Annotated in this window: 19 protein-coding genes; 10 read left to right on the forward strand and 9 right to left on the reverse strand. The window is 67.0% G+C overall.

Features of this window, described 5'->3' with window-relative positions:
• Both P2Q66_RS21510 and P2Q66_RS21515 read right to left on the reverse strand, forming a co-directional pair.
• A partial coding sequence (locus P2Q66_RS21510; RefSeq protein ID WP_275731400.1) for a rhamnogalacturonan lyase occupies positions 1 to 1,950 on the reverse strand: 1,950 nt, incomplete at its 3' end.
• A gap of 203 nt (positions 1,951 to 2,153) precedes the next feature.
• Positions 2,154 to 2,639, reverse strand: a complete 486-nt coding sequence (locus P2Q66_RS21515) for an Lrp/AsnC family transcriptional regulator (RefSeq protein ID WP_275731401.1) — start codon at positions 2,637 to 2,639, stop codon at positions 2,154 to 2,156.
• 91 nt (positions 2,640 to 2,730) lie between these two features.
• Here P2Q66_RS21515 and hisC point away from each other — a divergent pair, with 91 nt between their 5' ends.
• From hisC to P2Q66_RS21530, 3 genes are all read left to right on the forward strand, one after another.
• Positions 2,731 to 3,825: a histidinol-phosphate transaminase gene (gene hisC, locus P2Q66_RS21520; RefSeq protein WP_275731403.1), complete on the forward strand. Its 1,095-nt coding sequence runs from the start codon at positions 2,731 to 2,733 to the stop codon at positions 3,823 to 3,825.
• Entirely contained in the window at positions 3,822 to 4,496 is a 675-nt protein-coding gene (locus tag P2Q66_RS21525) for a YitT family protein (protein WP_275731405.1), read from the forward strand. The genes hisC and P2Q66_RS21525 overlap by 4 nt, the downstream gene beginning before the upstream one ends.
• Positions 4,497 to 4,566: 70 nt before the next feature.
• Complete coding sequence (locus tag P2Q66_RS21530; RefSeq protein WP_275731408.1) at positions 4,567 to 5,208, forward strand: NAD(P)-binding domain-containing protein; 642 nt, start codon at positions 4,567 to 4,569, stop codon at positions 5,206 to 5,208.
• Positions 5,209 to 5,285: 77 nt separating this feature from the next.
• On the opposite strand, the gene P2Q66_RS21535 is transcribed toward P2Q66_RS21530, so the two are convergent.
• On the reverse strand, positions 5,286 to 6,224 hold the full coding sequence (locus tag P2Q66_RS21535) for a hypothetical protein (protein ID WP_275731411.1): 939 nt from the start codon (positions 6,222 to 6,224) through the stop codon (positions 5,286 to 5,288).
• Positions 6,225 to 6,376: 152 nt separating this feature from the next.
• Here P2Q66_RS21535 and P2Q66_RS21540 point away from each other — a divergent pair, with 152 nt between their 5' ends.
• Positions 6,377 to 6,715, forward strand: coding sequence for a hypothetical protein (locus tag P2Q66_RS21540; protein ID WP_079595203.1), 339 nt, complete (start codon positions 6,377 to 6,379; stop codon positions 6,713 to 6,715).
• 34 nt (positions 6,716 to 6,749) lie between these two features.
• Here P2Q66_RS21540 and P2Q66_RS21545 read toward each other — a convergent pair whose 3' ends face one another.
• Both P2Q66_RS21545 and P2Q66_RS21550 read right to left on the reverse strand, forming a co-directional pair.
• Positions 6,750 to 7,682, reverse strand: coding sequence for a threonine/serine dehydratase (locus P2Q66_RS21545; RefSeq protein ID WP_275731414.1), 933 nt, complete (start codon positions 7,680 to 7,682; stop codon positions 6,750 to 6,752).
• Between the two features lies 1 nt (position 7,683).
• Complete coding sequence (locus P2Q66_RS21550) at positions 7,684 to 7,956, reverse strand: hypothetical protein (RefSeq protein ID WP_079595856.1); 273 nt, start codon at positions 7,954 to 7,956, stop codon at positions 7,684 to 7,686.
• A gap of 224 nt (positions 7,957 to 8,180) precedes the next feature.
• Here P2Q66_RS21550 and P2Q66_RS21555 point away from each other — a divergent pair, with 224 nt between their 5' ends.
• The gene (locus P2Q66_RS21555; RefSeq protein WP_275731416.1) at positions 8,181 to 8,789 is read left to right on the forward strand and encodes a thymidylate kinase; all 609 of its coding nucleotides are present in this window, start codon (positions 8,181 to 8,183) and stop codon (positions 8,787 to 8,789) included.
• Between the two features lie 49 nt (positions 8,790 to 8,838).
• Here P2Q66_RS21555 and P2Q66_RS21560 read toward each other — a convergent pair whose 3' ends face one another.
• Positions 8,839 to 9,666 (reverse strand): hypothetical protein, encoded by an 828-nt coding sequence (locus P2Q66_RS21560; RefSeq protein ID WP_275731419.1) that lies wholly within the window; start codon positions 9,664 to 9,666, stop codon positions 8,839 to 8,841.
• Positions 9,667 to 9,827: 161 nt separating this feature from the next.
• Positions 9,828 to 10,670 (reverse strand): IclR family transcriptional regulator, encoded by an 843-nt coding sequence (locus P2Q66_RS21565; protein ID WP_275731421.1) that lies wholly within the window; start codon positions 10,668 to 10,670, stop codon positions 9,828 to 9,830.
• Positions 10,671 to 10,842: 172 nt separating this feature from the next.
• Between P2Q66_RS21565 and P2Q66_RS21570 the strand changes: the two genes are divergently transcribed.
• Positions 10,843 to 12,141, forward strand: a complete 1,299-nt coding sequence (locus P2Q66_RS21570; protein ID WP_275731422.1) for an MFS transporter — start codon at positions 10,843 to 10,845, stop codon at positions 12,139 to 12,141.
• A gap of 111 nt (positions 12,142 to 12,252) precedes the next feature.
• Positions 12,253 to 13,005, forward strand: coding sequence for a GntR family transcriptional regulator (locus P2Q66_RS21575; protein ID WP_079595858.1), 753 nt, complete (start codon positions 12,253 to 12,255; stop codon positions 13,003 to 13,005).
• A gap of 27 nt (positions 13,006 to 13,032) precedes the next feature.
• Here P2Q66_RS21575 and P2Q66_RS21580 read toward each other — a convergent pair whose 3' ends face one another.
• Both P2Q66_RS21580 and P2Q66_RS21585 read right to left on the reverse strand, forming a co-directional pair.
• A complete protein-coding gene (locus tag P2Q66_RS21580; protein ID WP_275731424.1) occupies positions 13,033 to 13,491 on the reverse strand; it encodes a glucose PTS transporter subunit IIA in 459 nt (152 codons plus the stop codon).
• On the reverse strand, positions 13,491 to 13,721 hold the full coding sequence (locus P2Q66_RS21585) for a PTS glucose/sucrose transporter subunit IIB (protein WP_275731427.1): 231 nt from the start codon (positions 13,719 to 13,721) through the stop codon (positions 13,491 to 13,493). The genes P2Q66_RS21580 and P2Q66_RS21585 overlap by 1 nt, the downstream gene beginning before the upstream one ends.
• Positions 13,722 to 13,953: 232 nt before the next feature.
• Here P2Q66_RS21585 and P2Q66_RS21590 point away from each other — a divergent pair, with 232 nt between their 5' ends.
• Genes P2Q66_RS21590 through P2Q66_RS21600 form a run of 3 tightly spaced genes read left to right on the forward strand, consistent with a single transcriptional unit; the run spans position 13,954 to position 16,804 of the window.
• Positions 13,954 to 15,204 carry a PTS transporter subunit EIIC gene (locus tag P2Q66_RS21590; protein WP_079595210.1) on the forward strand — a complete coding sequence of 417 codons (1,251 nt, stop codon included), beginning with the start codon at positions 13,954 to 13,956 and terminating at the stop codon, positions 15,202 to 15,204.
• A gap of 53 nt (positions 15,205 to 15,257) precedes the next feature.
• Positions 15,258 to 16,037: a glucosamine-6-phosphate deaminase gene (gene nagB / locus P2Q66_RS21595; protein WP_275731428.1), complete on the forward strand. Its 780-nt coding sequence runs from the start codon at positions 15,258 to 15,260 to the stop codon at positions 16,035 to 16,037.
• Positions 16,038 to 16,039: 2 nt separating this feature from the next.
• The gene (locus tag P2Q66_RS21600) at positions 16,040 to 16,804 is read left to right on the forward strand and encodes a copper homeostasis protein CutC (protein ID WP_275731429.1); all 765 of its coding nucleotides are present in this window, start codon (positions 16,040 to 16,042) and stop codon (positions 16,802 to 16,804) included.

Here is a 16,804-nt window from a genome sequence, read left to right on the forward strand (position 1 = left end):
TTCCATGCCCTCGCCGATGAAGAAGCTCGGGTGCGGCGGCTGGTTGTACGCCACGTTCTCCCGGGCCACGGCGGTGCGGTACACCGGATCATTCATGAGGGTGCGGAGCCTGACCTCGGCGGGTGAGGTGCTGGTGTAGATCCGCAGTTCCGTGCTGTCCGATGACGGGAAGGCCAGTTCCTCACGCCAGTCACCCAGCAGGTCCGCCTGGAGCGACGGGTTGCCCTTGGTGTGGTTATTGGTGCGGGCGCCGGTGGCAGTCAGCAGCCTGTCGCTGGACTCGGTTTCCCAGTTCCACTTGGAAACGGTGGGGACTCCCACACCGGCAACGGCGTCGAAGTCGTGGTCCACAATTTCGCGGAGCAGGTCCCCGTCCCACCAGGCCAGGAAGTTGGCGGCAGGAATCTTATTGGCAATGAGCTCACCCTTGGCCGAACGCAGCTGGCCCACCGGGGAGTTCCAGGCGGCGTCGCCGCCCACGGCCCAGCCTTCGGCGCCGGCGTGGCGGGGATCGATGTCCCCTGCGGCGCCGCGGCCGGTGTCGCGGGTGGCCGGGATGCTCCAGAGCACCTCGCCGGTGGCGGAATCGCGGAAGGTGGCGCCGCGGTTGCCGCTCTGGCTCATGCTTTCGTGCACGGCGAAGGTCTCCAGGCCGGGCCGGGAGGGATCCAGGTCGCTGGTGTGGATGGCGTCGCCGTGGCCCAGCTTCGTGTTGTAGAGCGGGGCGCCGTTGTCGTCGATGGTCATGGAACCGAAAACGAACTCGTCCTTGCCGTCCTGGTCCACGTCCGCCACGGAGAGGTTGTGGTTGCCCTGGCCTTTGTACTCGCCGCCTGCGGCGTCGGAGTCGAATGTCCAGCGCTTGACCAGCTTGCCGTCCACCAGGTCGTAGGTGACCAGGACGGTGCGGGTGTAGTAGCCGCGGCTGAACATCAGGGAGGGCTTCTCGCCGTCGAGGTAGGCCACGGCTGCGAGGAAGCGGTCCACGCGGTTGCCGTAGCCGTCGCCCCAGGCGGACACGGTGCCGCGCGGCGGATCGTAGGGAACGGTGTCCATGATGGTTCCGGTGGCGCCGTTGAAAACGGTGAGGTACTCGGGGCCGGACAGGATGTAGCCGCCGTTGTTGCGGTGGTCCGCCGCACCGTCGCCGATGACGGTGCCCGCAGCGTCCTTGGTGCCGTCCGCGGTTTTGAAGGAGACCTCGGCCTTGCCGTCGCCGTCGAAGTCGTAGGCCAGCAGCTGCGTGTAGTGGGCGCCGGCGCGGATGTTGTGCCCGAGGTCGATGCGCCAGAGCTTCGTGCCGTCCATTTTGTAGGCGTCAACGTAGACGTTGCCCGTGTAGCCGGACTTCGAGTTGTCCTGCGCGTTGGACGGGTTCCAGAGCTGGATGATCTCGTAGCTGCCGTCGCCGTCCAGGTCTGCTGTGGTGGCGTCGTTGGCGGTGTAGGTGTACGGTTTTCCATCCTTGCTGACGCCGTCGGCCGGCTTGTCCAGCGTGATGGACAGGTAGTTCTGCGCCAGGGGCGTGAATTCGGGACTGAGCTTGTCCTGCCCGTTGCCGTTGCCCACGGTCTTGATGACGTACTTCGAGGCTGCGGTTCCTGCCGGGTCAACGTACGTTGTGGTGTTGCGGATGGGCTCTTCGGTGAGCTGGACTCCGTCGCGGATCACGTGGAACCCGACGCTGTCCTGGTCCAGGCCCAGCATCCGCCAGCCCAGGGAGACACCCCGGTCCGTCATCACGGCTACCGGCGCCCGGTCCAGGTTCTCCACCTGGCGCTTGAGGTCGGCCTTGCCGGAGGCAGCCGGAAGGCTGGGGTTTGCCTGGGCCAGGGGAACACCGGTGAAGGCGAGCGCCGCCACGGTCAGGGAGGCGGCAGCGGCAAGGGGTGCGGCTTTCCAGGCCCTGCCGGCCCGGGATTGAAGGGAGCATTTCGAGGGATAAGGCAAAGAACATCTCCTTTGATGCGGCGGCAGCTGAGTCTGCCGCACGACAGTTTGGAACGTTTCACTGCGTTACCCAGAGCACTCCAAGGTCAATCTGCCGGTGGAGTTCCAGGTGCGTGGAAAACGCTTTCTGCCCTTTAGGTTTATCAGCGGCCCTTGTGCGGGGTCAAGGACTTTCCGGTACTAAATGGGAGAATTTGTTCTATTTACTGTGCCTTCGCTGCCGCCGCCTGCAGCAGCGGCAGGGTCCGGGTGGGCATCACTTCCACCAGCGACATGGCCGTGCTGGTGCGGACGACGCCGGCAATCGCCAGCATGCTGTTGGTGACCCTGTGCAGGTCGGCCGGGTCCTTCGCGGCCACCTTCGCGAGCAGGTCGGCGTCGCCCGTGGTGGCATGCATCTCGATGATTTCCGGGATGGTGCGCAGCGCCGCCACCGCCTCGTCACTTGAGGACTGGCTGATCGAAATCGAAATGAACGCGATCAGCGGGAGCCCCAGCGCCTCGGTGCGGACCCGCTGGCTGAACGGAGCCAGGCTGCCGTCGCTGACCAGCCGCCGGAGCCGGGCATGGACGGTGTTGCGTGCCACGCCGAGTGTCCGCGACAGGGACAGGACCGTGGCCTGCGGATCCCGGTCAAGTGTGAGGAGGATCTCGGCATCAAGAGCATCAACAAGGTGCATACTGAGCATTTTGCCACCTCAGTCCATCCGGAAGCCCGGATCTGTCCTGCCGGGAACGGCTGTGTTGCGCAGACTCCACGCCGTGTCACACGATGCCTGTATGACCAGCACCCTCCCCGAAGCGGCAGCGCCCGGACTCCGCGCCGCCGTCGCCAGCCTTCCCGCGTATGTTGCCGGCAAGAGCGCAGAGTCGGCACTGACCGCTGCCCTCGCCTCGAACGAGAGCCATTTCGCTCCCCTGCCGTCCGTCGTCGACGTCATCTCGGCAGAGGCTGCCCGGATGCACCGCTACCCCAGCATGGGTGCGGTGGATGCCCGCGAAGCGATTGCCCGCCACCACGCGGTGTCCGCCGACGAAATTGCGGCGGGGCCGGGCAGCTCGGGTGTTCTGCAGCAGATCATCTCCGCGGTCTGTGACCACGGCGACGAGGTTGTTTTTGCGTGGCGGTCCTTCGAGGCCTACCCCATCCTGGTCACGGTGGCCGGCGCAGCGCCCGTCCCCGTACCGCTGCTGGACAACGAGCAGCACGACCTTGCCGCCATGGCCGCCGCCATCACGGACCGCACCCGGCTGGTGATCCTCTGCTCCCCCAACAACCCCACGGGCGTGTCCATGGAAGCGGATGCGCTCGAGGAATTCCTGCGGTCCGTCCCGCCGCAGGTCCTGGTGGTCCTGGACGAGGCCTACATCGAATACCAGCGCGGCCCCGGTCTGGACTCCCTGGAGTTCTACCGGCGGTATCCCAACCTGTGCATCCTGCGGACCTTCTCGAAGGCCTACGGACTCGCCGGCCTGCGGATCGGCTATGCCATTGCCCGGCCTTCCGTGGCCGACGGCCTCCGCCGCACCGCCATCCCCTTCGGCGTCAACCGGATGGCAGCAGCCGCCGCCGTCGCATCGCTGGCGGCCGGTGACGAGATTCTGGCCCGCACCAGCGCGGTGGCCGAGGAACGCACCCGCGTCATCGCAGCGCTCCGCGGCTTCGGCTGGAACGTCCCGGACAGCCAGGCCAACTTCTACTGGCTGCGCGCCTCCGACGAGCTGCGGGGGCAGCTGCTGGACGCCCTTACCGCGGCAGACATCCTGGCCCGCGGCTACGCGGGCGACGGCGTCCGGATCACCCTGGCGGACAGGGAAACGAATGACCGGGTGCTCGCCGTCCTTTCGGACCGCGGGCGGTTTGCCGCCCAGTGAGCACCTCGACCGTAACCACCGCTGTCCCGGCCACGCCGGAAGAAGGGACGACGGCGGCACACGCCGCACCGCCGTCGGCCGTCCGCCATTCCCTGGCTGAGGACGTCCTCGGCATCCTCACCGGCACGTTCGCTGCGTCGCTGGGCCTGTACCTGCTCAAATCCAGTGAAGCCGTCACCGGCGGGACCGCCGGCCTGGCCCTGCTGCTCAGCTACACCATTCCGTTGCCCTTCGGCGTCATCTTCATGGCGGTGAACCTGCCGTTCTTCGGCCTGGCGGTGTGGAAGAAGGGCTGGAACTTTGCGCTGCGGACCGGGGCCTCCGTTGCCCTGGTCTCCGTCATGGCCAGCATGCATCCGGCGGCGCTCGGCGCGCTGGACATCGATCCCGTGTATGGGGTGCTGGGCGGAAACCTGCTGGCCGGCGTCGGACTGCTGATCATCTTCCGGCACAAGTCCAGCCTGGGCGGGTTCAATATTTTGGCCCTGCTGCTGCAGGACAAACTGAAGTGGCGTGCCGGGTATGTGCAGATGGTGCTGGACGTGGCCATCGTGCTGGCCGCCCTGGCACTGGTGCCACCGCTGATGGTTTTGCTGTCCGCGGCCGGCGCCACCCTTTTGAACCTCATCGTCGCCCTGAACCACCGCCCCGGCCGCTACCTGGGAAAGTAGCTGCCGGGCCGCGCCTTTATTCCCCGAAACGGCCAGAAATATCTTCGGAGGGGCCGTGGTTGCCGCCCACATGACAACAATCGGAATCATCGGTGCAGGACATATTGGAAGCCAAGTTGCCCGGAAGGCGGTGGAACTGGGCTACGACGTCGTCATCAGCAACTCCCGCGGGCCGGAGACACTGGCAGACCTGGTGGCCGAGCTCGGCGCCAAGGCCCGTGCCGCCACTCCCGCAGAGGCAGCAGCGGCCGGCGAGTTCGCCGTGGTCACCGTCCCGCTCAAGAACTACAAGGACATTCCGGTGGAGCCGCTGGCCGGCAAAATCGTGATCGACACCAACAACTACTACTGGGAGCGGGACGGCCGGATCCCCGCCCTGGACAACGGCGAGGCCACCACGTCCGGGCTGCTGCAGGAACACCTGCCGGAGTCCAAGGTGGCCAAGGGTTTCAACCACATCATGGCTTCCGACATCACCACGGACGGAACTCCTACCGGAAGCGAGGACCGGCGTGCCCTGGCAACAGCCAGCGACTACCCGGAAGCCGCCGAACTGGTGACCCGGCTGTACGACGAGTTCGGCTTCGATACGGTGAACATTGGCCTGCTGGAGGACAGCTGGCGGGTGGAGCGCGACCGCCCGGCCTATGTGGTGCGGCAAAACGCCCAGGAGCTCAAGGACAACCTGGCCAAGGCCCAGCGGACCGTCTAGCGCTGTATCCGGACACGGAAACCGGCTGCCAGCAGCCCCGCGAACGCGCGTCTGCTGGCAGCCGGTTTATGTTGGATCTAGCCCCAGGCCGGGACCAGGACCACCTCATGCGGGCTGGCCGGCCGGCCGAACTGGGCATTGACCGCGGCCAGGGTGTCCCCAAACCTGGCAACAGTTGTGGGGACGTCGAAGTGCTTGCTGGTGATGACGTCCTTGACCGTGAACGAGGACAGGTCATCGGCGAGCTCCAGCCGGCTGATCTGGTTGGACATGTTCTGGACTGCCCATACCGTGTGGCGCTTCACCAGGATCCCGTCCACGAACTGGAGGTTCGGTCCCTTGATCCTGTTGCTTTCCCCGCTCCTTGAATGCACTGTGTAGAGGGCCTGGTTCTTGCTGTGGGCGACGATCAGCACCCGGCCGTCCCTGGCCGACGCAATGCCGTTCATGCCGAAGTCTTCACGCGCCAGGGCAGCTCCTGCCTCGCCCAGCACAGTCAGCGTCCTGACATTCTTGCGTACCTCACCCCAGCGGCTGACCTTGACCAGGTACAACTCGTTGTACTTGGAGTTGGTGAACCAGGCGCCGTCGTCCGTGAGCGTCACATCATTGATGAACGCCCCTTCCTTTGTGGACAGGGTGAGCTCGGCGACCGTTGCCTTGGTTTCGGTGTTGTAGACGAACGCCTTGCCCGTCATACCACCGGCCACAAACAGAAGATCGTTCCTGGTGTCCGCCTTCATGCCGACGGCCATCCTGCCATCCGGTACGTCAATGAAGCGCTTGGCCTTCCTGTCGCCAATGTCGCCGCGGAAAATATCGCCGCTCATTAGCTCCCCGGCGTAAAAAGTTGTTCCCTCGCCGGCCGCGATGCCTTCGGCGGAGGTGGCGCCGTCGAGCACAATGACGTCGTCCCGGGACGGCGGTGAGGCTGTTGCCGGCAGTGCGGTGGGCAACAGCAAAGCTAGAAGAGCGATGAATCCGAGGGCGGTACGGCGCTGTACGTTTCGGCGCATGATGCTTCCTTGATTGGGCGGATGCGCGGGGCCGATCTGCGGCAGCTCCGCACGATGGTGCTGCCAGTTTAAGACTGCCGGATAGGCCCGCCAAGGCATCAAAGCCCCCCTTCTGCTTACAATCGAAACCTCAATCGACTACTGAGGGACCCATGAAGAAATTCGCCACAGCCCTGTTCGCCGCCGGCCTCGTTGTCTCCGCCACGGCCTGCTCCGCCTCCAACCAACTGTCCACCGCTGAAACCTGCGAGCGGATCCAGTCCGTTGTGTCGAACCCCGCCAACAACGCCGGCAAGACAGGCATGAACCGCCTCGCCAACCAGATCCGCCCCATCCACGCCGTGGCATCGGACGATCTCAAGCCCGCGCTGGAGTCCATCCTCGAATACACGGACGAGCAGGCCAAGGAGACGCCGGACGAGGCCAAGCTCGCCGAACTCCAGGCAGGCTACGAGCAGGCCGGCAGCACGTACAGCCAGTTCTGCAGCTAAGTATTGCCCAGCTGACCGGACCCGGCCGCCTGGATTACAGGGTGGCCGGGTCCGTATTGGCGCCGCACAGGATGACGGCCACGCGCTCATCGGGGCGCGGCGTATAGGCGCCGGACGCCAGCGCGGCGTACGCGGCCGCGGCACCGTGCTCCACCACCATCCGGTAGCCGTCCCAGAGGGCCGCACGGGCGGCAATGATGTCGTCGTCGGACACCAGGACGCTTTCGACGCCGGTGCGGACCGCCACGGAGAAGCCGATGTCACCGATGCTGCGGGCGCCCAAAGAGTCCGCAGCCACTCCGGAGACCGGCACGTCCACCGGTTTTCCGGCGGACAGCGCCACGTGCAGCGTGGGAGCCGTTGCGGGTTCCACCGCCACCACCTTGGCATAGCCCTCCACGGCAGCGGCGATCCCTGCCATGAGTCCGCCGCCGCCCACGGCCACCAGGACGGTCTCCACGCCGGGCACCTGGTCCAGCAGTTCGGATCCCACCGTTCCTGCGCCGGCCGCGATTTCCGGCTGGTCGTAGGCGTGGCAGTAGACCGCGCCAGTTTCCTTGGCGTGCGCAATGGCCGCCTGGTACGCGACGGCGTATTCCGTGCCGCCCTGCACCACCGTGGCGCCGATGGCCTTCAGCTTCCGGACCTTGACCTCCGGCGCGGCGGCAGGAACAAACACAGTGGCAGGCACGCCGAGCTGCGCGGCCGCGAAGGCATTGGCGAGCCCGGCATTTCCGCCGGAGGCCACCACCACGCCCACCTCCGGGCGCAGTTCGCCGCGTTCCTTGCTGGCCAGGATCCGGTTGAGGGCCCCACGGGCCTTGAACGTCCCGGTGTGCTGCATAAACTCGCACTTGAACCAGACGGGGCCGGGAAGCGCGTCCCGGTCAGCCTCCATCACGGGGGTGAGCCGGGTGAGGCCGGCGGTCCGGCGCGCGGCCCGGTCCACGTCGGCGCGGGTGATCATGTCAGACCTCGTCGTCCCAGGTTCCCGGCTCCTCGAGCGCTTCCTCGGGCTTGTCGTCCTGGCCAGGGTCGCCGCTTCCCACGTACGACGCCGGTACGGTGCCGGCCGCGTGCGCCTGCTGCTCCTCGCGGATGTTGGACGCGTGGGGAAGCTCGGGGTGCTGCCCGCTCTGCGGGGCCTCCGTTACCGCATCCTGAGCACCCTTGGCTTCGTCAGGATCGCCGGGCCCCCGAAGGTCCGCGGTGTTCTGGGGTTCGTCGTTGGAAGCGGTCATGGTCCTGCCTTTCACCGTGGGAAAACTGGCTGCCGGGGCCGGACCGAAGCCCGGCACCGGTTTCCAGCCTACGGCTGCACACGCGGGTTCGGGCAGGCAGCAGGGCCGAACCTGTGAATTGTCCGGCGTAACCTGTGAAAACCGACCCCTTACCTGTGAATTGCGACTCAACCGGGACTTCCGCGGCGTCCCCGGCGTTTAACCCCATGGCGGAAGGAGGCCACGTGATTATTGTTCTTACCGGAATCGACGGTTCCGGCAAGTCCACGGCGGCCCGTGCCCTGGTGTCCGACGTTCAAGCCAAGGGCGGCAAGGTACTGCTGCTGAACAACCATGCGGGCCGGCGCAGCATGTCGGTCCTCGCCGCAAAGTGGGGGATCCGGCTGCCGGACCGCCTGGCTGACGGCATCGAAACCATCTTCCGCGTCTGGAATGTCCTGGTCTCCCATATGCGGGCCGGCCGTTTCGACGGGTTGGTGGTCATGGACCGCCACCTCTACTGCCAGCTGGCCCTCCGCGCCACCAAAGGCCTACCCCGCGGCCGCTTTCTGCCGTGGCTCCTGGCCGTGCTGCCACACCCGGATGCCGTCATCCACCTGGACGTGGACCCGCGTGAGGCGCACCGGCGGATTGTTGCCCGTGGAACAGACGCCGAGACCCTGGAGGACCTCACCGCCTTCCGGGATGCCTACGCGGGGCTGCCGGAATACGAAGGCTTCGTCAAGGTGGATGCCACCCTTCCGGCTTTGGATCTGGCTGACCGCCTTGAGTCCGTTGTCAGGGACGTCGCGGGCCGCATCCCGGCTCCGGCAAAGAAAGCAGCCACGAAGTGAAAGATGGGCGGGACCAACAGGTTCCGCCCACCGTTTCTGGTTTGCCCTGCTACTGCGAGGCCGTCGGCGATGCCGTCGGCGTTTCGCTGTCAACCGTCTCGGTGACCGTCACTGTTGGTGACGGTGACTCGTCAGGCGAGGCAGTGCCCGTGGAACGCGACGTGGACGTCGACGTCGGGCTGGACGTCGCGCCGCCGTCGTCGGCCTGTTCAAGCACCTCATTGATGAGGTCCTCGAGTTCCTTCTTGTCTGCGTCACCCAGGTCCGCGCCGCTCTTGGTGGCCACTACCAGCAGCCTGTCCTCAGCCGCGGAGACCTGCATCAGCTTCTGCTGGTTCTCCCCGCTGCGGGTGCTGAGCGTCGCGAACGTCTCCTCCGCATCGGTGTCCGCCTGCAGTTCCTCGCTGGACACTTCGTAGCTCTGGCCCAGCGCCTGCACCGTGAAGGTGGCGCACTGGCTCATTTTGCCCTTGATGTCGGTGAGGACCTGCTCTGCGTCAGGCCCTTCGCTGCCGGACTGGGCGGAGAGGGTGCGGGGCGAGTTGCCTTCGGAAATCGCGACGGCCACCTCGCCGTTTTCCACGGTGTCCAGCAGGCCTGCGGTGGCAATGTCCTTGCAGTCCTCGGGATCCACGGTGGCCGTACTCAGGAGCAGGTTGGCGAGGTTCCCGCCTTGGTCCACCTGCTCCTTGGAGTAGAGCTTGAGCTCGTTGCCGTCCGCGTCAGTCTTGCCGGAGATGAGGTTGCGAAGCTCATCCTCGGTGTACACCTTTGCATCTTCCGTAGCGGAGGACGTCGGCGTCGGCGTGGGGCTGGGGCTGGCGGAACCGCCGCCGCCTCCCGTGCAGCCGGCCAGGGCCAGCATTGCAGCAGTCATCAGTCCGAGTGCTGGAGCTTTTCGCATGAGGACAACCCTTTCGAGATAGAAAGCATGCTTAGTGTTTCCAGCCTAAAGGGTTCGGGCCGGATCGGCACGTCACGGAGCGATAACTTTAGGGCCGTGTCCGCATCAGGGGGTCCCGGTAGAAGGGGTGCAGGTCAGGGGGTGCCGCTGACGGCGGACGGGGTGGACGGCGGATGCCGCCACGCGCCGCTGGCCTTCGCCTGGTGCCCCAGGTTCCTGGAGATGGCCCGGGCAGCAGCCCTTACCAGGGGCACCAGTTCATGGGCCGGTGTGGCCGCATCCGGAACCACGATGGACAGCGCCGCGACAACGTCGCCGTCCGCTCCGTGGATGGGCGCCGCTACGGATACGGTGCGGGAGGGATGGGTCCTGCGGACCACGGCGGCACCGGAGTGCTTGACTCCGGCGAGCGCCGCGCGCAGCTCCTTGGCCGGCAGGCTTCCGGACCCGGGCTCGGCATCCCCAGGCTGCGCGAACACCTCGGCCTGCAGTTCCGGTCCGGCATGGGCAAGCAGCACCTGCCCGACGGCGGTTGTCCGCAGAGGGAGCCGGCCTCCTACGCGGTAGGCCACCTCGGTTGCGGTCCGGGACGAGAGCCTGTCGATGAGTACCGCGTCGCTGCCTTCGCGGACGGCGAGGAGCACATGGTGGCGGGTCACCTCGTACAGGTCCTCAAGGTACGGCAGCGCTATCTGCCGCACACCGTGGCCGCGGGGCGAGAGCGACGCGATCTCCCAGAGCCGGACACCCACCACATAGCGCCCGTCCTCCAACTTTTCCAGGGCGCCCCACTCCGTGAGGTGCCTGGCCAGGCGAAGGGTGGTGGCCGGGGCGAGGCCGGCAAGGCGGGACAGCTCGGACAGGTTGAGTGCACGGCGCTGTTCCGTGAACTGCCCCAGCAGGCTGAGCGCCCGGACCACCACTGGCTGGCCGGCACCTTGGGGAACCACTCCGGCCACCCTGCCTGCTCCCGCCACAATGCCTCCACGCCCTTGATGTTCTCCACCAAGCCTTCCGTTTGTGGCCCCCGCCACAAAGTGACTTTTCACTGAGTGAAAAGTACGATTTCGGAAGCTTGGGTTCGGGGACAGGCTGATGGACGTCCCGCCGGCGATCCTGTTGCCGCCCCTCCCCCGATTGGAATCAACGATGAACTCCAATGCCCCCAGGAAATCCCTGCTCGGAATTTTTGTCTTGTGCTGGCTTGGCCTGCTCGCCGACGGTTATGACCTCTACGTCTACGGCGCCACCCTTCCCGGCCTGATCGGCCAGCCGCCGTTCAACGCCACGCCTGCCGCCGCGGGCGCCGTAGGGTCCATCGCGCTGGTGGGAATGCTGCTCGGCTCCCTCATCGTCGGAACCCTGACGGACCGGCTGGGCCGGCGGCGGATCTTCGTCAGCGCCCTGGCCCTGTTTTCGCTGGCCATGCTGGCATGCGCAGCGGCCCCCACCTGGGAGTTGTTTGCGGTATTCCGCTTCATCGCCTGCTTCGGCGTGGGCGGTCTGCTTCCGACGGCGGTGGCGCTCACTAACGAGTTCGCCCCTCCGGGGAAGAAGTCCCTGGTCCTGGGCGCCGTCCTCACCGGGCCGGCGACAGGCACAGTAGTGGCCTCCCTGACCTCGCTGACCCTGCTGGAATCGAGCGGCTTCCGCCCGGTCTACGCCATCGGCGCGGGCGGCCTGCTGCTGGTTCCGTTCGCCTGGTTCCTGCTGCCGGAGTCGCCGTCGTTCCTGCGGACCCAGCTCCGCACCGCGGAGGCAGACCGTATTGAAGCCCTGTATGGCCTGCCCCGCACGGCCGACGTCCCGGCAGCCGCCGTCCGCATCTCCCCCACCCGTGCACTGTTTGCCCAGGGCACCGCCCGCACCACCCTCCTGCTGTGGGCCATCACGGTACTGAGCCTGCTCACCATCTTCGGCGTCAGCACCTGGCTCCCGCAGATCATGCGGACGGCAGGCTTCGGCGTCGGCTCCTCCGTGTCTTTCCTGCTGGCCTACTCGGTGGGCGCCGTGGTGGGCACCGTCCTGGCCTCGGTTGCCAGCCAGAAATTCGGACCCCGGCCGCTGGTGATCGTTGGTTTCGCCAGTGCCGCCGCCGCCCTGCTCCTGATGTCCGTCAACCCGCCCGCCGCGGTGATGACGGTGCTCGCCGCCGTCGCAGGCTTTGGCGGGCTGGGCACGCAAAACATGATCAACGACTACATCGCCCAGTTCTACCCTGCGGCCACGCGCGCCACCGGGCTGGGCTGGGCGCTGGCGGTGGGACGCATCGGTGCCATCGCCGGGCCCACGTACGGCGCACTGCTGGTGAGCTTCGGCGGTGGAGTGCCCGCGGCCGCCATGGCCTTTGCCGCACCGGCCGTGCTGGGCGCGGTGCTGATGCTGGCCCTCCGCACCAAGGCCGCCCGGCGCACAGCTCTGGACCGGGACGCCGAGCTGGTCGCCTGACCTCTCCCGCCCGGCCTGTAGCGGCCAAGCAAAGCCACTGCGGCCCCTCCTGTGGAATAATCCGAAGAAGTGGTCCTCACCGGACCGCTCCAGGATCAGGAGGGGCCCGCTTTGTCCGCCACATCAAGGAGCACCGCCGGGGCGGCCGGCGCGGCCATCAACAACTCGCAGGTTCCCAAGCACGAACAGCTGCGGCTGATCATCCTCAAGCTCGCCAAGGAAGAACTGGAGCCGGGCGCCAGACTCCCCAGCGAGCGGACCCTCATGGATTCCTACGGCGTCAGCCGCATCACAGTACGGGCCGCCATCGGACGCCTGGTCAACGAGGGGCACCTGGTCCGGGTTCCGGCGAAGGGCACGTTCGTGGCGGACTCGCCGGTGCAGTCCACGCTGCACCTGGCCTCATTCACCCAGGAAATGGAGTCCATGGGGCACGTTCCCAGCACGGTGGTGCTGGTGGCGGAAACCGGCACGGCCCCGGAGGACACCGCCGAAGCGCTCAGCCTGCTGCCGGGCTCCGAGGCCATCCACCTGAAGCGGCTGCGCCTGGCCGACGGCCGGCCGGTCAGCGTGGATGACGCCTGGTACAACCCGGAGCACGCCCGTGGCCTGCTGGACATTGACCTGACCGGCTCGGTGTACAAGGCCCTGGCGGCGCAGTTCGGCCACCAGATCGACCGGGCGCGGCAAAGCGTTCGGTCCGAGGGCGCCCCCGCCGACGTGGGGGCGCTCCTCGGAACCGGGACGGGCGCACCGGTACTGGCGTTCGACCGGGTTTCCTACTCAGGGTCCCTGGCCATTGAACATTCCCGCTCCTGGTACCGCTCGGACCGCTACTCGCTGAACATGGAAGTCCGGCTCTAGGCCCTCCCCGCCTGCCCGGAGCAGGCGTCAGTCCAGCGAGAACAGGCGGGCACCGGCGGACACCGCGCCGGTTGCCTCCAGCGTTGCGGTGTCCGGCTTGGTATCGAGGACGACGACGGGACTCACCATCGAGTAGCCGGCCGCCAGTGCGGCGGTGGGGTCCACGTGCATCACGGGCTCGCCGGCGGCGACGGTGTCGCCCTGGGCGATCAGCAGCTTGAAGCCTTCGCCTTTGAGCTTGACGGTGTCGATGCCCACGTGGGTGAGCACTCCCCGCCCGGCTGGCTCCACCACCACAAAGGCGTGCGGCAGGAGCTTGACCACTTTTCCGGCAACCGGGGACACGACGTCGAACGCCTCGCCTGCCGGCGGCTCGACGGCCGCGCCGGAACCCACCATCTGGCCCGCGAAAACGGGATCCGGGACGTCGGACAAGGGAACCACGCTGCCGCTGATGGGCGCGTGGACAACCAGCGTTTCCGGCATCAGAGCAGGTCCTCGATGTCTTCGGCCAGGTTGTCCGCCTCCGGGCCCACAATGACCTGCACTGCGGTGCCGGCCGCAAGGACGCCGTGGGCTCCGGCGGCCTTCAGGGTGGATTCGTTGACCAGCGACCCGTCCTTGACCTCGGTGCGGAGACGGGTAATGCAGGCCTCGACCTCCACGATGTTGGCGGCTCCGCCCAGGCCCTCAATGATCTTTTCTGCTTTGGACATGGCTGCCCTTTCTGACGGTGCCCCGGGGAGCACTGCTTCAGCACCAGGACCGGCGGCCCAAGTGCGACCAATTATGTGCCGGTTCATCGGAACTGTCAGCGGCTGCCCGGAAGATCTTCTCCCTTGACAGGCGCTCGTGGGATGAATCACACTGAACTGGTCATAACCAGACAGTACCGGCTGGAACCGTTTCTCCACAAGCCCCCCATCCGATCCCCGCAGAGGTGTAACCATGTCAACATCCGAGACCGCCGCCCTGGCTCCAGAGAAGAAGCCGAACAGGGCCTTCGCAACCCTCCAGCGTCTGGGCCGCTGCCTGATGCTGCCCATCGCCGTCCTCCCCGCAGCCGGCATCCTGCTGCGCATCGGCCAGGCCGACCTGCTGGGCGCGATACCGGGCTTCGAAGGCGGCGCAGCCGTCATCTCCGCGGCAGGCAATGCAGTGTTCACCTGGCTGCCGCTCATCTTCGCCGTCGGCATCGCCATCGGCTGGGCCAAGAAGGCCGACGGTTCCACTGCATTGGCAGCAGTGGTGGGATATATGGTGATCGACGGCGTCTTCAAGGCCATGTCCCCGCTGGTCCTGGCCGGTCAGCTTGACCCCGCCGGCAAGCCCGCGATGATCAACTACGGCGTCCTGGCCGGCATTGTGGTGGGCCTGTTGTCCGCCATGCTCTGGCAGCGCTTCTACCGCACCAAACTGCCGGACTTCCTGGGCTTCTTCAGCGGCCGCCGCCTGGTGCCCATCCTGACGTCCGTCACCAGCCTGGTTGCCGGCGTCGTCCTTGCCCTGTTCTACCCGCTCTTCAACGCCGGCCTCTCGGCAGTGGGTGAAGCCGTCGCGGGCAACGCCGTGGCCGGTGGCGGCGTCTACGGTTTCGCCAACCGCATGCTCATCCCCGCAGGCCTGCACCACATCCTCAACTCCGCCGTCTGGTTCCTCATCGGCGACTACACCGACGCATCCGGCCAGCTGGTCCGCGGCGACCTCAACCGCTTCTTCGCCGGCGACCCCAGCGCGGGCATCTTCATGACCGGCTTCTTCCCCATCATGATGTTCGGCCTGCCCGCAGCGGCCCTTGCCATCTGGCGCCACGCCAAGCCCTCACAGAAGAAGATCGTGGGCGGCATCATGCTCTCCACCGCCCTCACCGCGTTCTTCACCGGCATCACCGAACCGCTGGAGTACTCCTTCATGTTCGTCGCCTTCCCGCTTTACATCGTCCACGCAGTCCTCACCGGCACCTCCATGGCACTGGTCAATGCCCTGGACATCCATCACGGCTTCACCTTCTCCGCGGGGCTGATCGACTTCGTCCTCAACTTCGGAAAATCAGAGAACGGCTGGCTGCTCATCCCCATCGGACTGGGCTATGCGGTGATCTACTACTTCCTCTTCTCCATCGTCATCAAACGCTGGAACCTGCGGACGCCCGGCCGTGAGGACGACGAAGTCAGCGTGGATACGGACGCCGCCAAGTAACGGCGCTCCGCTCCTCCCCCTACTGCACCTGCAACCGAAAGCAGCTTCACCGCATGGAAATCATCATCCTTCCCACCCCGGCCGACGTCGCCCGCACGGCGTCAGACGCCATCGAAGAGCAGGTCCGCAGCGGCCCGTCCGTCCTTGGACTGGCCACCGGGTCCACGCCCTTGGGCACCTACCAGGAACTCATCAAACGGCACCGGACCGGCGGCCTGAGCTTCGCGCAAGCGCAGGCGTTCCTCCTCGATGAATATGTGGGGCTGCCCAGCGCACACCCGCAGTCCTACCACTCCGTGATCCGGGACGAGTTCACGGCCAGCGTGGACTTTGGTGCGGACGCAGTGCACGGCCTGGACGGGATGGCGGCGGACCCCGAATCCGAGGCGGAGCAGTACGAGGCCCGTATTTCAGCGGCGGGAGGGGTGGACATCCAGATCCTGGGCATCGGGACCGACGGGCACGTGGGCTTCAACGAGCCCATGTCCTCGCTCGGCTCACGCACCCGGATCAAGACGCTCACCCGCCAGACGCGGCAGGACAACGCGCGCTTCTTTGGTGACCCGGCGGACGTCCCCGACCACGTCCTGACGCAGGGGCTGGGCACCATCCGCGAAGCCCGGCACCTGCTGCTGCTGGCCACGGGGGAGGCAAAAGCGGAAGCCATCGCGGCCGCCGTCGAAGGCCCTGTTGCAGCCCTTTGCCCAGCTTCGGCGCTCCAGCTGCACCCGCACGTCTCGGTGCTGGTGGACGAGGCGGCGGCTTCCCGGCTGGCGCACCGGGACTACTACACGGACACTTTCGGCCGGAAGCCGGCGTGGCAGGGGCTCTGATCATGGGACGCGGCGCACCCCTTACTGTCATCGGCCCGCCGCAGCTTGAACTTGCCGTGGAAAATGCCGACGGCGTACGGCTGGCTGCCGCCGTCGGCGCTGCCCGGGTGGAACTCTGCGCAGCCCTTGCCGAGACGGAGGGCATCACCCCCAGCATCGGCACGGTGGAGCAGGCGTGCCGTGCGGGCCTTCCCGTCCACGTCCTGGTACGGTCGCGCCCGGGCAACTTCAGCTATACGCGGGAGGAACTGGAGGTCATCGAGCGTGACGTGGCTGCGTCAATGGATGCCGGCGCCGCAGGGGTGGTGGTGGGCGTACTCGCAGCTGACGGCGGCCCGGACGCTCCGGCGATCCGCCGGATAGCCGAGGTGGCACGCCGGTACAAGCCCTCCGCAGAGGTCACGTTCCACCGCGCGTTCGATGCCGCGCTTGCTCTTGGATTCGACCCTGCGGATGCACTGGCCCGGTTGGAAACAGCAGGTGTGGACCGGGTGCTCACCAGCGGCGGCAGCCCGGACTGTGCGGCCGGCCTCAGCATGCTGGGCCGGCTGGTGGAGCTGGGACGGACGCACGCGCCGGCGGTCCAGATCATGGCCGGCGGCGGGGTGACGCTTGAGCTGGTACCGTCGCTTCTCGAGACCGGCGTCCATGCCGTGCACACGTCCGCGCGGCCTCGCCTCGGCATCTCCGGTGCGGACCGGACGGCTGCCGCAGACCCCGCCCTTGCAGCCCGGATGGCGGCAGCACTGACAACGGGAGGCCGCTAG

The organism is Arthrobacter sp. Cr_A7 (genome assembly GCF_029222765.1).
Lineage (GTDB): Bacteria > Actinomycetota > Actinomycetes > Actinomycetales > Micrococcaceae > Arthrobacter.